The sequence below is a fragment of the Streptomyces sp. NPDC031049 genome, assembly GCF_055571015.1.
In genome coordinates this window covers 119,600-133,793 of the sequence record NZ_JBVIGC010000012.1, presented here as the reverse complement: position 1 = coordinate 133,793, position 14,194 = coordinate 119,600, and the positions used below count along the sequence as shown (strand labels likewise).

General features: G+C 73.6%; 12 protein-coding genes. 5 read left to right on the top strand and 7 right to left on the bottom strand.

All coding sequences use genetic code 11. The features are described 5' to 3' along the window. Positions 1-36 precede the first annotated feature (36 nt). Positions 37-726: a response regulator transcription factor gene (locus ACZ45Q_RS21325; protein ID WP_468263571.1), complete on the top strand. Its 690-nt coding sequence runs from the start codon at positions 37-39 to the stop codon at positions 724-726. Beyond that, positions 723-2,033: a sensor histidine kinase gene (locus ACZ45Q_RS21320; protein ID WP_468263568.1), complete on the top strand. Its 1,311-nt coding sequence runs from the start codon at positions 723-725 to the stop codon at positions 2,031-2,033. The genes ACZ45Q_RS21325 and ACZ45Q_RS21320 overlap by 4 nt, the downstream gene beginning before the upstream one ends. Positions 2,034-2,105: 72 nt before the next feature. Here the strand turns inward: ACZ45Q_RS21320 and ACZ45Q_RS21315 are convergent, their stop codons facing one another. From ACZ45Q_RS21315 to ACZ45Q_RS21290, 6 genes are all read right to left on the bottom strand, one after another. Then, on the bottom strand, positions 2,106-2,987 hold the full coding sequence (locus tag ACZ45Q_RS21315) for a CAP domain-containing protein (protein ID WP_468263565.1): 882 nt from the start codon (positions 2,985-2,987) through the stop codon (positions 2,106-2,108). Positions 2,988-3,258: 271 nt separating this feature from the next. Further along, positions 3,259-4,653 (bottom strand): FAD-dependent monooxygenase, encoded by a 1,395-nt coding sequence (locus tag ACZ45Q_RS21310; RefSeq protein ID WP_468263562.1) that lies wholly within the window; start codon positions 4,651-4,653, stop codon positions 3,259-3,261. Next, positions 4,646-5,866 carry an MAB_1171c family putative transporter gene (locus ACZ45Q_RS21305; RefSeq protein WP_468263558.1) on the bottom strand — a complete coding sequence of 407 codons (1,221 nt, stop codon included), beginning with the start codon at positions 5,864-5,866 and terminating at the stop codon, positions 4,646-4,648. Before ACZ45Q_RS21305 ends, ACZ45Q_RS21310 begins: the two co-directional genes overlap by 8 nt. Further along, the gene (locus ACZ45Q_RS21300) at positions 5,866-6,462 is read right to left on the bottom strand and encodes a M48 family metalloprotease (RefSeq protein ID WP_468263556.1); all 597 of its coding nucleotides are present in this window, start codon (positions 6,460-6,462) and stop codon (positions 5,866-5,868) included. Before ACZ45Q_RS21300 ends, ACZ45Q_RS21305 begins: the two co-directional genes overlap by 1 nt. After that, the gene (locus ACZ45Q_RS21295) at positions 6,459-7,133 is read right to left on the bottom strand and encodes a hypothetical protein (RefSeq protein WP_468263553.1); all 675 of its coding nucleotides are present in this window, start codon (positions 7,131-7,133) and stop codon (positions 6,459-6,461) included. The genes ACZ45Q_RS21300 and ACZ45Q_RS21295 overlap by 4 nt, the downstream gene beginning before the upstream one ends. A gap of 173 nt (positions 7,134-7,306) precedes the next feature. Further along, positions 7,307-8,338, bottom strand: coding sequence for an endonuclease/exonuclease/phosphatase family protein (locus tag ACZ45Q_RS21290; protein WP_468263550.1), 1,032 nt, complete (start codon positions 8,336-8,338; stop codon positions 7,307-7,309). 284 nt (positions 8,339-8,622) lie between these two features. On the opposite strand from ACZ45Q_RS21290, the gene ACZ45Q_RS21285 reads away from it, so the two are divergent. Next, positions 8,623-10,683, top strand: coding sequence for a galactose-binding domain-containing protein (locus ACZ45Q_RS21285; RefSeq protein ID WP_468263547.1), 2,061 nt, complete (start codon positions 8,623-8,625; stop codon positions 10,681-10,683). A 15-nt stretch (positions 10,684-10,698) separates the two neighbouring features. Here the strand turns inward: ACZ45Q_RS21285 and ACZ45Q_RS21280 are convergent, their stop codons facing one another. After that, complete coding sequence (locus ACZ45Q_RS21280; RefSeq protein WP_468263545.1) at positions 10,699-11,076, bottom strand: ASCH domain-containing protein; 378 nt, start codon at positions 11,074-11,076, stop codon at positions 10,699-10,701. Positions 11,077-11,228: 152 nt separating this feature from the next. Between ACZ45Q_RS21280 and ACZ45Q_RS21275 the strand changes: the two genes are divergently transcribed. Further along, on the top strand, positions 11,229-12,377 hold the full coding sequence (locus tag ACZ45Q_RS21275; RefSeq protein ID WP_468263542.1) for a CapA family protein: 1,149 nt from the start codon (positions 11,229-11,231) through the stop codon (positions 12,375-12,377). A gap of 252 nt (positions 12,378-12,629) precedes the next feature. After that, positions 12,630-14,189, top strand: a complete 1,560-nt coding sequence (locus ACZ45Q_RS21270) for an APC family permease (RefSeq protein ID WP_468263539.1) — start codon at positions 12,630-12,632, stop codon at positions 14,187-14,189. The last annotated feature ends 5 nt before the right edge of the window (positions 14,190-14,194 follow it).

The following is a 14,194-nucleotide window of genomic DNA, read 5'->3' as shown; positions in this document are numbered from 1 at the left end:
GACACCATAGTGACGGACCGGCTAACGTGCCTGCCCATGGCCTCCGTACTTGTCGTCGAGGACGACCCGGTGATCCGGGCCGCGCTGATCGATGTCCTGACCGGGCACGGCTACGCGGTGAAGACCGCACACCAGGGCTTCGAGGCGCTGCGCGAGATCACCGAGAGCCCGCCCGACATCGTCGTGCTCGACCTCGGGCTGCCCGACCTCGACGGGCTCGACGTGCTGCGCATGGTCAGGGGCATCTCGCGGGTGCCGGTGCTGGTCGCCACCGCCCGCGACGACGACAGTGAGATCATCCGGCTGCTGAACGCCGGCGCCGACGACTACATGGTCAAGCCGTTCTCCGGCGGTCAGCTCGCCGCGCGGCTCGCCGCCGTGCTGCGCCGGTCCGCGCCCGCCGAGGTGCGGACCGCACGGCAGCAGGTCCTCCAGGTCGGCGACCTGCGCATCGACCCGACCGCCCGCACCGCGCACCTGGCCGGCCGGGAGCTGTCCCTCACCCGCCGCGAGTTCGACCTGCTCGCCTATCTCGCCGCCAACGCCGACCGGGTGATGTCCCGGCAGCACATCCTCGCCGAGGTCTGGCAGCAGCCGTACCTGGAGGACCAGACGGTGGACGTCCATCTCTCCGCACTCCGCAGGAAAATGGGGGAAAAGGCGCGGCAGCCGCGATACCTGCACACGGTGCGCGGAATAGGTATCAAGTTGGTCAGCTCGCCATGAGACGCGCGCTCGCCGGCATCGCCCTCGCGGTCACCTCGATGGTGGCCCTGTCCTTCCTCGTGCCGCTCGCCCTCCTCGTCCGCGAACAGGCCCGCGACCAGGCCACCACCGTGGCCGAGCAGCGCGCCGCCGCACTGTCGCCGGTGCTCGCGCTCACCACCGAGCGCGCCGACGTCCAGCAGGCCGTCGCCGAACTCGGCTCGCCCGAGCAGCTCGCGGTACGGCTGCCCGACGGAGGCCTGGTGGGCACCCCGCACGCGCCCCGCGAGGCCCTCGACCGGGCGGTACGGGGCCGGGAGACGCTCGCGGTGGACACCGCCGACGGCTGGGTCTACCTCCAGCCCGTCGTGCTCCCGGGCGACCGCGTCGCCGTGGTGGAGGCCTTCGTCCCGGCCGCCGACCTGACCCGCGGCGTGGCCGCGTCCTGGGGCGTCATGGCCCTGCTGGCGGTGGGCCTGGTCGGCGGGTCGGTGCTGGTCGCCGACCGGCTCGGCGCCCGCGTCGTACGGTCCTCCCGCAGCCTCAAGCGCGCCTCGCTCGCCCTCGGCTCCGGCGACCTCGACGTGCGGGTGGAACCGGACGGCCCGCCGGAGCTCCAGGAGGCGGGAGTGGCGTTCAACACCATGGCCGACCGGGTCGTCGACCTGCTCGCCGTCGAACGCGAACTGGTCGCCGACCTCTCCCACCGGCTGCGCACCCCCCTGACCGCCCTCTACCTGGAGGCGGACCGGATGGGCGCGACCCCCGGCGCCCGGCGGGTCACCGAGGCCGCCGCGCAGCTGGAGAGCGAGCTGGACTCCATCATCACCGCGGCCCGCACGCCCCTGGCCGCCGGCCAGCCCCGCGGTGCGGCGCCCGCCACGGCGAAGCCCTGCGACGTCGCCGAGGTGGTCGCCCTGCGCCTGGACTTCTGGTCGGTGCTCGCCGCACAGCAGAACCGCCCGTACGAGAGGTACCTCACCCCGCGCCGTACACCGGTCCGCTTCCCCGAGGACGATCTGGCCGCCGTCGTGGACGCCCTGATCGGTAACGTCTTCCGGCACACCCCGCAGGGCACCGCCTTCGTCGTCCGGGTGGAGCGGGCGGACCGGCACGTGCTGCTCACGGTGGACGACGCGGGGCCGGGCGTCGCCGACCCGGAGGCGGCCCTCACCCGCGGTGTGAGCGTCGGCGGCTCCACGGGCCTCGGCCTGGACATCGTGGCCCGGGCCGCCCGTGCGGCGGACGGCGAACTGACGATCACCCGCGCGCCGATGGGCGGCGCGCGGGTGCGGGTGTCGTTCGCGCTCGCCGGCGCGCAGGGCTGACGGGGCGGCGGCGAGCAGGGGCGTGACGGCGAGAGGTCCGGCACGCCGGGCGGGGAGCCTGCGCGCGCTGCCTCAGCGGGGGCTGCCGAAGTTCTGGGTCCACCAGGGGCCGCCGTCGCCGAAGTGGACGCCGACGCCCAGCTCCTCGAAGGAGCAGTTGAGGATGTTGGCGCGGTGGCCGGGGCTGTTCATCCAGGACCTCATGACCGACGCCGCGTCGGCCTGCCCCCGGGCTATGTTCTCGCCCAGCGTCGACCACGCGTAGCCGGCCGCCTCCACGCGGGTGGTCATCGTGGAGCCGTCGGGGCCCGTGTGCGACATCACACCGCTCTCGGCCATGACGTCGCTGTAGTCGTCCGCGGCCCGGGTCAACCGTGCGTTCGCGGTCACCGGCGAGCAGCCCGCCGCGGCCCGCTCCTCGTTCACCAGCGCCAGCACCTGTGCCTCCGGCCCGCCGGCCGCGACACCCGAACCTGCCCCCGCTCCGGAGCCGGAGTCGGCACCGGAGCCGGAGCCGGAACCCGCTCCGGCCGCCGAGCCGCCACCGCCGCCGGCCGGCTGTCCGCTCGTGCTCTTCGGCGTCCGCCGCACCGACGGCTCGGAGGCGGGCGCGGCCTTCTTCGCCGGGTGCGTCGTGCTCGCCGTCCGCTCCGGCTCGGCCGAGGGCGTCGCGGCCGGGCCGGAGGCACTCGCCGAGGCGCTCGGGCCCGTCGACGGCGACGCCGTCGGGATGGCGCCGCCCGCCGCGGCACCGGCGCCCGGCGTCCGGCGGTCGGTGCTCGCGGCCACCTGGTCCGAGGCCCGCTTCCCGTCGCCGCCGGCGACGGCCACCGTGACCCCGACGCCCGCCGTGACGGTGACGGCACCGAGCACGAGCGCGGTCTTGCGCGTCAGCAGCCCCCGCCTGGGGCGGGCGTGGGAGCGGGAGGGACGGTCGGCTCGGCGGGAACCCATGCGTACGGCACCTCGGCTGTCGGTCGGCGATGAAGACCCGGTGGACGCGATCGCGCCCACCGGGACTGTGGGGGGTTGACCGAGAGCCTAGGGCGGCGCCGGCCCGCGGAAGGCCCCTCGAAGGTCATCTTCAAGAAGCCTTAAGAAAGCCGCCAAAGTCCGCTGAGGAACCGCGACGGGACCGGAGCCGAGTGATCACGGTGAGCTGATCGCGAGCACAGGTGATCATGGTGCGGACGTCGCGTCGGGTGATCACGGTGCGGGCGCCGCGTCAGGTGATCACGGTCTTGCGTTCCGTCTCGGTGAGCGGAGGACCCGGCAGAGGGGGTCTCCTCGGACCCAGCAGCATGGGCACGAGCATGTCGGGCGAGAACAGCCGCGTCGCCGGCTTGTCGAGGCTCATCACGTCGAGCAGCGCCTGCATGGCCCGGGGATTGCGCGCGCCGGTGGCGACGGCGCGGTCGACGAAGCGCGCGAGGAAGCGTTCGGCCAGGGTGGGCGGGGTGTCCGCGGCGCCGGGGTAGAAGGCGTCCTGCCCGACGGCCAGGTCCCATGCCGCGCCGACGGGACGGGCCGTCGCACGCTGGAGGCGCCGTGCCGTTCCGGGTGCGGTGACGTCCGCGGCGCGCAGGGTGTCCCGGACGGCGAGGGCGCTCTGGGCGGCCACCGTGATGCCGTGGCCGTAGACGGGGTTGTAGCCGGCGACGGCGTCGCCGAGGACGGTGAAGCCGTCGGGCCAGCTCGGCATCTTCTCGTAGTAGCGGCGCTGGTTGGCCGTGCTCCGGGTCGTGACGACCTCCGTCAGCGGCTCGGCGTCCTTGATCAGTTCACCGATGACGGGATCGTCCAGGCCGAGCGCGAAGTCGGTGAACTCCCCGGCGTCGCCGGTGGGTTCCGCGCCCCGGGTGCCGGCCAGGGTGACGATCCAGCGGCCCTGCTCGATGGGCAGGACGATGCCGCCCCGGCCGGGCGCCTTGGCCGGGTTGGCCTGGACGTTGACGATGGGGAAGGCGGTGTCCGTGGCCCTCCCCGGGGCCCGGTACAGCCGCGTGGCGTAGGTGATGCCCGCGTCGATCTCCCGTTCCGCGACCCGGGGGAGTCCCAGCTCCCGCAGCCAGTGGGGGGACCGGGACCCGCGTCCCGAGGCGTCGACGACGAGGTCGGCGGCGAGGGTGCGGGTGCGGTCGCCGGTGCGGACCCGTACGCCGGTGACCCGGCGGGCGTCCCCGGCCGGGCCGAGGGCCGTGGTGCCCTGGAGCAGCATGATGCGCCGGTCCTCCAGCACCCGCTCGCGGACCACAAAGTCGAGCAGGTCCCGGGAGCACACCAGGACGTGGTGGGTGGGGCCGGTGAAGCGGCGGAACCATATCTCGTTGGGGGCCCGGGAGACCATGTCGGCCATGATGCGGTGCAGCCGGGCGCCGTGGGCGACGATCTCGTCGACCAGTCCGGGCAGCAGCGCGTCGAAGGCCCGTACCCCGCCGGTCCACACCACGTGGGCGTGGCGTGCCTGCGGGACCCCGCGGCGTGGTGCGGGGCCCGAGGGCAGCGCGTCGCGTTCGACGACCGTGACGTCGGCGAACTCGGTCAGGGCCGCGGCGGTGAGGAGACCGGCGACGCTGCCGCCGATGACGACCGCCGAGCGGCGTCCGGTGATGTCAGGCATGGGAGGAATGACCTTCTGTTGCGGCCGCCTGCCGGCGGATCGATTCGACGTCGGCTGCGTGACGGCGCAGCGCATGGGCGATGGACTCCAGCTCACTGTCCGGGCCGGACCTGCCGGGAGCGGCTCCGGCCTCCGGGGAGGCGGTGCCGGCCTCGGGGGCGGCCCGGCCGCACCGGACGGCCTCGACGGCGACGGTCAGGTCCACCGCGTCCGCGATGCCCCGCGCGGCGGACTCGGGATGACCGGCCGCCAGGGCCTGGCGGTAGGCCGCATCGCGTCGGGAGCGGCTGAGCTGCGGTGCGAGGGTGAGCAGGGCGTCGTGGATGGCGGCCCGGCGCATCTCCAGGTGCAGCGCGGCCCCGCCGACCCGTCCCGTCGCCGGTGCGGGGGAGACACTGACGGTGCGCACCAGTTCCCACAGGGGTGCCAGGCGGCGGTGGGTGCGACGGACCCTCAGCCGCTCCTGCGCCAGGGGGCCGGCCTGCCCGATGATGAAGCCCACCGCCACCAGGACGGCCTCGGCGATGGCGAAGGGCGGCGCCGCGTAGGTGGACAGCCAGTCCCAGTTCCGGCCGGCCCACCGGGCGCCCACCGCGGTGAGCTTGGCGATGTCGTACAGGATCCCCAGGGCGTAGGCGAGTTGCAGCAGCACCACGGCGCGGCGCAGCCACACCTGGTCGATCTCCTTGAACCACGCCCACAGGATGCCGGCGGTGACGACGGCGGAGACCATGTGCGCCAGGAGGTACAGGAGGATGTGCTCCCGCATCCACGGGGTGCCGGCGTAGTACGTGTCCAGGTCGCGCAGCCGCTCCACGGGGGCGTCGGCGAGCAGGAAGGTCACCCAGAGGCCGACGACGACGGCCGTGTAGCTCACGGCCACGGCACGGATCTGGCGCCGGCGGGTGGGCGAGGGCGGGTTCTTCCACAGCAGCACCAGCCACAGACACGCGCCGCAGTACACCGTCAGCAGCGAATACGCCCACGGCGCCGCGAAGTTGGGCACGCCGGTGAGCCGGTTGATCAGCCGCAGGCTCGGCGGCGGCAGCGAAAGGAAGTTGACCACGCCGATGACGAGGAGCAGCGCCGTGGCCCGCAGGATCGGGTCGTGCCAGGCCCGCCGCAGCAGCGGCAGCTTCATCACGAGCGCCGTCGTCCCGAGGACCGCGGGGACGGCGTAGGCGAGGTGGTGGCCGGCTGGGTCCCAGGCCATCACAGGTCGCCGAGGTTGGTCAGGGACGACGACAGGCGCTCCGTCAGCGTGTCCTGCGTGGGCCGGCCGGGCGTCGCCCGCGGACCGACCACCTTGTGGAACCGCGCGGCCAGGCGGAGGCCGCACTCCTCGGCCTGCCACTCGGCGGCCGGGTCGCTCGCGGCGGGGGAGCGGGTGGCGAGGGCGACGACCTGGTCCCAGGGGACGTCGTCGTCGGGACGGGCCAGCAGCCTGCGCGCGGCGGCCGGGGCCGCGGACGGATAGTGCACGTCCAGCGTGCCGTAGTAGCAGTGCCCGATCTCATGCCCGGTGATGACGAACTTGTGGGCGTCGGGCACGGCGTCCTCGACCACGACCACGTACGCGTCGTCGGTGGCGAAGGTGACCCCGGAGACCTCCATCCCGGGCGGGAAGCGCACGAACTTCAGTCGGATCGGCCGGTCCAGCCGCGGACCGAGCGTCTCGCACAGCGCCCGGAGGAACGCCTCCGGCCCGACCGGGACCGTCACCCGCCGGGTCGTGTCGCGCACGAGCCGGGGCAGGAACCGCCGGGGCGGGAGTAAGCCCCCGCTCGTGCGCACTTCTGTGTCGGTCATGCGTCGTCGTCCTTCAGCGCGAGGATCAGCAGGGCGGCCAGCCGGCCGGCGGTGGGCGGCGCGGAGCCGCGGAAGGCGAGGGCCTCGGGGTCGACGCCGAACTGCCGCATCAGCGCCTGGAGTTGCTCCTGTTCGTCCAGTCCCCGGAAGCGGTGCAGCACCTCCTGGAGCGTCCCGGACGCGTCGGCCTCCGGCTGCTCGGGGACCGGACCCGCCTCCTCCAGCTCCCGCAGCACCGGCAGCAGGACCCGGTTGAGGGCCTGGGGAGCCCCGGCGGTGAAGAACGCCTCGCCGCCCTCCACGCCGAAGAACTCCACGAGACCGTGCAGGAATTCGACGCTGGGCACCTTCCTGCCGCCGCACACCTGGCGCGCCCAGTACGCGGAGACGCCGAGACGCGTGTGGATCTCCGCGGCGAGGTCCGACATCCGCCCGCCCGTCCGGGCCAGATGCCCGGCGGCCACCGCCTTGATGCGGGCGCAGACCCGGTCGTTGACGGTCTCGGGCGGCGCGCTCCCGCCCGCGAGCAGCGTGCGGACGGTGCCCACGGGCAGGGCCGTCCGCGCGGCCAGCGCCCGCGGGTCCAGCAGCCGGGACCGGTCCAGGCCCCTCCGCTCGGCGACCACGTCCAAGCGCCGCAGGGTGCCGGGCAGTTGCGGGGGCGGTTCCACGGGTGCGCTCCCAGGCGGGCGGTCACGGGCAACGGTGGCACAGCCTACGGGCCGCCGGGCCGGTACTCAACGATCGTTGACCCGTCCCCGCAACGATCGTTGGCCAAGCGGCCGGGGCGGCGCACCCCGCGACACGGGCGGCGAGAACGCGGCGCGCAGTGGCCGGCGGCGCGTCAGCCCAGGTGGACCCGGGTGGCGACCGGCAGATGGTCGCTGCCGGTGGCGGGCAGCGAACGGATGTGCCCGACGGTCGCCGAGCGGGCCATGACCTGGTCGATCCGGGCCACCGGGAAGGCGGCCGGGAAGCTGAACGCGAAGCCCCGCTCCGCCGGGTCCAGGCGCGAGGTCAGCGGGGCGAGCCCGCGGTCGTCGACGGTGCCGTTGAGGTCACCCAGCAGGATCACCCGGCGCAGCCTCTCGGCGGCGATCGCCTCGCCCAGCAGGGCGGCGCTCTCGTCGCGCGGGGCGGACCCGAGCCCGCTCGCCCCGATGCGCACCGACGGCAGGTGGGCGACGTGGACGGCGATCTCACCGTGCGGCGTGCGGACCGTGGCACGCAGCGCGCGGCGCCAGTCCGGCCCGAAGCCGGTGGGCCTGATGTCCACCGGCCGGGCGTCGCTCAGCGGATACCTCGACCACAGCCCGACCGTGCCCCGCACGGCGTGGTGGGGGAACTCCTCGGCGAGAACCCGCTCGTAGGCCGGCAGCGCCGAGGGGACCAGCTCCTGCAGCGCGATCAGGTCGGGGTCCGCACCGGCCAGCGCACGGGCCGTGCCCGCGGGGTCCGCGTTCTCGTCGCTGACGTTGTGCTGCACCACGGTCAGCCCGGGCCCCTCTCCGGCGGCCGCGGGCAGCAGCAGGCCGCCGAAGAGCAAGGCCCAGGCGGTTGCCGGCAGGACCAGGGCGACCAGGGCCAGGACCGAACGACGCACCAGGGCCAGGACGAGCAGCGCCGGCACGACGAGGCCCAGCCAGGGAAGGAACGTCTCCAGCAGACTGCCCAGTCGCCCCACGGAGTTGGGCACCGCGCCGTGGAAGGCCAGGAGCGCGGCCGTGAGCACCGCCAGGCCGCCGAGCACCCGGCCCCTGCTTCCCGCCCACCCCCGGTGTGAGGCCCCGTCCCGGGCCGGTTGCCCCGCCCGCCGCCGCGCCCACCGGGCTGCACGCGCCCTCACCGTGTCCGCCCGGTCACCGTCCGTCGCCATTCTCACCTCTTCGTCGCCTTCCGGTGCAAGACGGCCCGCGAGGCGCAACGGTTGCGGTGTCCCGTTCAACGATCCCGGAAGGGAAACGGCCTCAGTGGCGACTCCGGGAGCGTCCGGCCCCGCGGAGGCCGGGCCCCGCGACTCTTGACGTCCCGGGCGGGACCGGCGATGCTGCGTCAGCAGCCATTGTGCCGGTCATGACAACCCGCCGCCCGGGGGAGCGCTCACGGTCCGGGGGACCGGCTCGTCGACCGTGCCATCCCGCCGACCGAGGGACGTGGCCCGTGACCATCGCCCGCCGCCCGTACCGCCGACGCACCGGCCTCACCGTCGTCTCGCTCCTGCTGCTGCTGGCCACCGCCCTCGTGCCGGCGCCGAGTTCCGCGGCGGACGGCGCGTGGTGGAACCCGGTCGCGCGGCCCGCGCCGGACAGCGCGATCGGCGTCACCGGCGAGCCGTTCCGGGGCACGAACGCCGAGGGCGAGGTGCGCGGCTTCGTCGACGCGCACAACCACCTGATGTCCAACGAGGCCTTCGGCGGGCGGCTGATCTGCGGGAAGACCTTCTCCGAGGCGGGCATCGCCGAGGCGCTGAAGGACTGTCCGGAGCACTACCCCGACGGTTCGCTCGCGGTCTTCGACTTCATCACCGGCGGCGGCGACGGCCGGCACGACCCGGTCGGCTGGCCCACCTTCCGGGACTGGCCCGCCCACGACTCGCTGACCCACCAGCAGAACTACTACGCCTGGGTGGAACGGGCCTGGCGCGGCGGTCAGCGGGTGATGGTCAACGACCTCGTCACCAACGGGGTGATCTGCTCGGTCTACTTCTTCAAGGACCGCGGCTGCGACGAGATGACCTCCATCCGCCTCCAGGCGAAGCTGACGTACGACCTCCAGGCCTACGTCGACCGGATGTACGGCGGTCCGGGCAAGGGCTGGTTCCGCATCGTCACCGACAGCGCCCAGGCCCGCGAGGTGATCGAACAGGGCAAGCTGGCGGTGGTCCTGGGTGTGGAGACCTCGGAGCCGTTCGGCTGCAAGCAGGTCCTGGACGTCCCGCAGTGCGACCGGGAGGACATCGACGAGGGGCTGGACGAGCTGTACGCGCTGGGCGTGCGCAGCATGTTCCTGTGCCACAAGTTCGACAACGCGCTGTGCGGCGTCCGCTTCGACTCCGGAGCACTCGGCACCGCGATCAACGTCGGCCAGTTCCTGTCGACCGGGACCTTCTGGAAGACCGAGGAGTGCACCGGCCCCCAGCGCGACAACCCCATCGGCCTGGCCGCGGCACCGCGGGCCGAGGAGAAGCTGCCGGCCGGCGTGCGCGTCCCCTCGTACGACGGCGACGCGCGGTGCAACGTCCGGGGGCTCACCGACCTCGGCGAGTACGCCGTGCGCGGCATGATGCGGCGCGGCATGATGCTCGAGATCGACCACATGAGCGTCAAGGCCACCGGCCGCGTGCTCGACCTGTTCGAGGCGGAGTCCTACCCCGGCGTGCTGTCCTCGCACAGCTGGATGGACCTGAACTGGACCGAACGCGTCTACGGCCTCGGCGGTTTCATCGCCCAGTACATGCACGGCTCGCAGCAGTTCACCGCGGAGGCGGAGCGCACCGACGCCCTGCGCGAGAAGTACGGCGTGGGTTACGGCTACGGCACGGACATGAACGGCGTCGGCGGCTGGCCGGGCCCGCGCGGCGCGGACACCGAGAACCCGGTCAGGTACCCGTTCCGCAGCGCCGACGGCGGCTCCGTCATCGACCGCCAGACCACCGGCGAGCGCACCTGGGACCTGAACACCGACGGAGCCGCGCACTACGGACTGGTCCCGGACTGGATCGAGGACCTCCGGCTCGTCGGCGGCCAGGACGTGGTCGACGACCTCCTGAGCGGCGCCGAGTCCTACCTCGACACCTGGGGGGCCTCCGAACGGCACCGGGCCGCCGTGAACCTCGCCGCCGGAGCGCCGGCCACGGCCAGTTCCACGGAGTGGAACCCGTTCACGAGCTACGCGGCCGGCCGGGCCGTGGACGGCGACCGGGGCACCCGCTGGGCCAGCGGCTGGAGCGACGGCCAGTGGCTGCGCGTCGACCTGGGCGCCACCCACCGGGTCGGCCGCGTCACCCTCGACTGGGAACGCGCGTACGCGAGGTCCTACCGGGTGGAGGTGTCCACCGACGGCGAGCGGTGGCGCACGGTCTGGTCCACCACGGCCGGCGACGGCGGCCTGGACACCGCCCGCTTCCCGGCCACACCGGCCCGCCACGTCCGCCTCCAGTTCCTGGACCGCGGCACCGACTGGGGCTACTCGCTGCACGAGGCGGGCGTCCACGCCCACTGACCGCGCACCCCGCCGTCAGGCGGCCTCCACCACCCGGAAGGACAGGCAGACCAGCGGGGTGTCGTCCGCGACGGGCGTGCCGATGCCCTCCCAGAAGCGCCGGTGGCCGTCCCGCCACTCCTGGAGGGAACTGTTCCCCTCGCCCTCGGCGGCGGCGTGCTCCCAGGTGACCCGGCCGAAGGGCGTCAGCTCGACTCCGGTGATCTCCAGGGTGGCGACGGCCCGGCCGTCGTCGTCCAGCAGGGCCAGCCGTTCGCCGACGAACTCCAGCCCCTCGGTCTCCGCCACGTACTCGGCGAGCAGCCCGGTGGTGGCCCGTTTCCGGCCGGCCAGCACCAGGGCGTTCAGCCGGGACCGCAGGGCGCCCGGGGTGCCGAGTTCCATCGTCCGCATACCGCCGACTCGTGGCCACACCGTCTCATCGCCTCACTCGGTCGTCCGCCGCTCGTGCTCCGTCGCGGTCGATCATCGCGGAGCGCGGGGTAGTCGGTCCAGGAGAGGCCGGGGCCACACGGCCCGCCCGGACGGCGCGGGAGGTGCGGGAGATGGACACGTACCGGGAAGGCGGCGGCGGGCGCGGCGGCGTCGTGACCCTGTTCCTGTGCGGTGACGTCATGCTCGGCCGGGGGATCGACCAGATCCTCGCCCACCCGGGCGACCCGGAGCTGCGGGAGGAGTGGATCAGGGACGCGCGTTGCTACGTGGAGCTGGCCGAGCGGGCCGGCGGCCCGGTCCCGGCGCCGGTCGCCCCCGACTGGCCGTGGGGCGAGTCCCTGGACGTGCTGGAGCGGGCCGCGCCCGACGTGCGGATCCTGAACCTGGAGACGGCGGTCACCGCCGACGGCGAGTTCGCCCCCGGCAAGGCGGTCCACTACCGGATGCACCCGGCCAACGTGCCCGCACTGACCGTGGCCCGGCCGGACGTCTGCGTGCTGGCCAACAACCACGTGCTCGACTTCGGACGGCGCGGCCTGGCTGAGACCCTCGACACCCTGGCGGCGGCGCGGCTGCGGGTGGCCGGTGCCGGGCGGGACGCCGCGGCGGCGCACGCGCCCGCCGTGGTCCCCGTCGGCCCCGCCACCCGGGTCCTGGTCCACGCCGTCGGCACGGCCTCCAGCGGCATCCCGCCGAGCTGGACGGCGACCCGGCGGCAGTCCGGGGTCGCCTACGTCGCCGAGCCGACCACCGCGGCCGCCGAGGCCCTGGCCCGGCGGGTGCGGCAGGCCGGACGGCCGGGTGACGTCACGGTGGTGTCCGTCCACTGGGGCTCCAACTGGGGCTACCGGGTCCACGAGGGCCAGGTCCGCTTCGCGCACGCCCTGGTGGACGGCGGCGTCGACGTCGTCCACGGACACTCCTCGCACCACCCCCGCCCCGTGGAGGTGTACCGCGACCGGCTGATCCTCTACGGCTGCGGGGACTTCATCGACGACTACGAGGGCATCGGCGGGTTCGAGGAGTACCGCGACGACCTCCGCCTCGCCCACCTGGTCTCGGTCGAGGCCGGCACGGGCCGGCTCGCCTCGGTGCGGATGGTGCCGCTGCGGGCGCGCCGGATGCGTCTGGAGCACGCGGACCGGGAGGACCGCGCCTGGCTGCGCTCGACGCTCGACCGGATCAGCGAGGGGGTGGACGTGGCCCTGTCGCCCGACGGAGCACTCACCCTCGCCGCCCGCCCGCGCACCGGCCCGTGAGGCTGGCCGATATTGCCGGTGACGCAGATCACATGGGAAACCGGGAACGGAGCAAAACGGGCTCCGCTGCGATTACCGAATATCGGACACCGATTGTTCACCCTTTGGAAAGCCGGATGCGACTCGGCGGGAGGCCTTAGGAATGAAGGTGACCTGACCTAGTCGACCCTTGAAGTAGGGGCTCTCGTGGGCCTCGCGGGGTTACCTCAAGGAACCGTCACCACGGAAACCGCAGGATCTAACGTCTCGTGCATGACTCAGCTGGACGTACGGCTTCAGGCCACCGACAAGCATGACGGGGCTCCCGCGGAAGGAGTGCGGGAGAAGGGCCTCAGCGGCAATTCCGTGGGCCTGCTGGGCAGTGCGGTCATCGGGGTCTCCACGGTCGCGCCGGTCTACTGCCTGACCTCCACGCTCGGCTCCACCGCCGGCGAGGTCGGCCTCCAGATGCCGGCGATCTTCCTCGCCGGTTTCCTGCCGATGCTGCTGGTGGCCTTCGCCTACCGCGAGCTGAACCGGGCGATGCCCGACTGCGGCACCTCGTTCACCTGGACGGTCAAGGCCTTCGGGCCCCGCCTCGGCTGGATGTGCGGCTGGGGACTGGTCATCGCCACCATCATCGTGCTGTCGAACCTGGCCGGCGTGGCGACCTCGTACTTCTGGCTGCTCGCGGGCGAGATCACCGGCAGTGACGCGGTGGCGGCGCTCGACGGGAACAAAGCGGTCCACATCGTGACCTGCCTGGCCCTCATCGCGATCGCCACGGTGGTCAGCTACCGCGGCATGACCGCGACCAAGGGACTTCAGTACGCCCTCGTCGCGCTGCAACTGGTGGTCCTCGCCGTGTTCGTCGCGATGGCCTTCGCCAAGGCCGGCAGCGCCCGGTTCCCGACCTCGGCCGACTTCTCCTGGTCCTGGCTGAACCCGTTCGCCGTCCAGTCCTTCGCGGCCTTCACCGCCGGCCTGTCGCTGTCGATCTTCATGTACTGGGGCTGGGACGCCTGTCTGACGGCCAACGAGGAGACCAGCGGCAGCGGCCGCACGCCGGGCCGCGCGGCACTCGTCGCCATGATCGTGCTCGTCGGCTCCTACCTCGCCACCGGCATCGCCGCCCAGATGGTCGTCGGCTCCGGCGACCAGGGCCTCGGTCTCGCCAACCCCGAGACCTCCGACAACGTCTTCGCCGCCCTCGCCGGCCCGGTGATGGGCCCGGTGCTCGGCGTCCTGCTCTTCGTCGCCGTCGTCGCCTCGGCCGCGGCCAGCCTGCAGACCACCTTCATCCCCGTCGCCCGCACCGTGCTGGCCATGTCGGCGTACGAGGCACTGCCCGCCTCCTACGCCGAGGTCCACCCGCGCTTCCGCACCCCGGGACGGGCCACGGTCACGGCCGGCGTCGCGACCGGTGTCTTCTACACGGTGATGACCCTGGTCAGCGAGCACGTGCTGGTCGACACGATCTACGCCCTCGGCCTGATGATCTGCTTCTACTACGCGCTGACGGCCTTCGCCTGCGCCTGGTACTTCCGCGCCGACCTGCGCAGGTCCGGCCGCGACCTGGTGTTCAAGGGCGTCTTCCCGGTGCTCGGCGGTCTGCTGCTCGCGGCCGTCTTCGCCAAGACGCTGATCGACATGTGGGACCCCGCCTACGGCAGCGGCTCGTCCGTCTTCGGGGTCGGCTCCGTCTTCGTGATCGGCGTGGGACTGCTCCTCCTCGGCCTGGTGATCATGAGCGTGATGCGCCGGCGCAGTCCCGCCTTCTTCCGCGGCGAGGTGCTGACCAGGTCGACCCCGTCCCTGGTCGCGCAGGACTGAGGGCA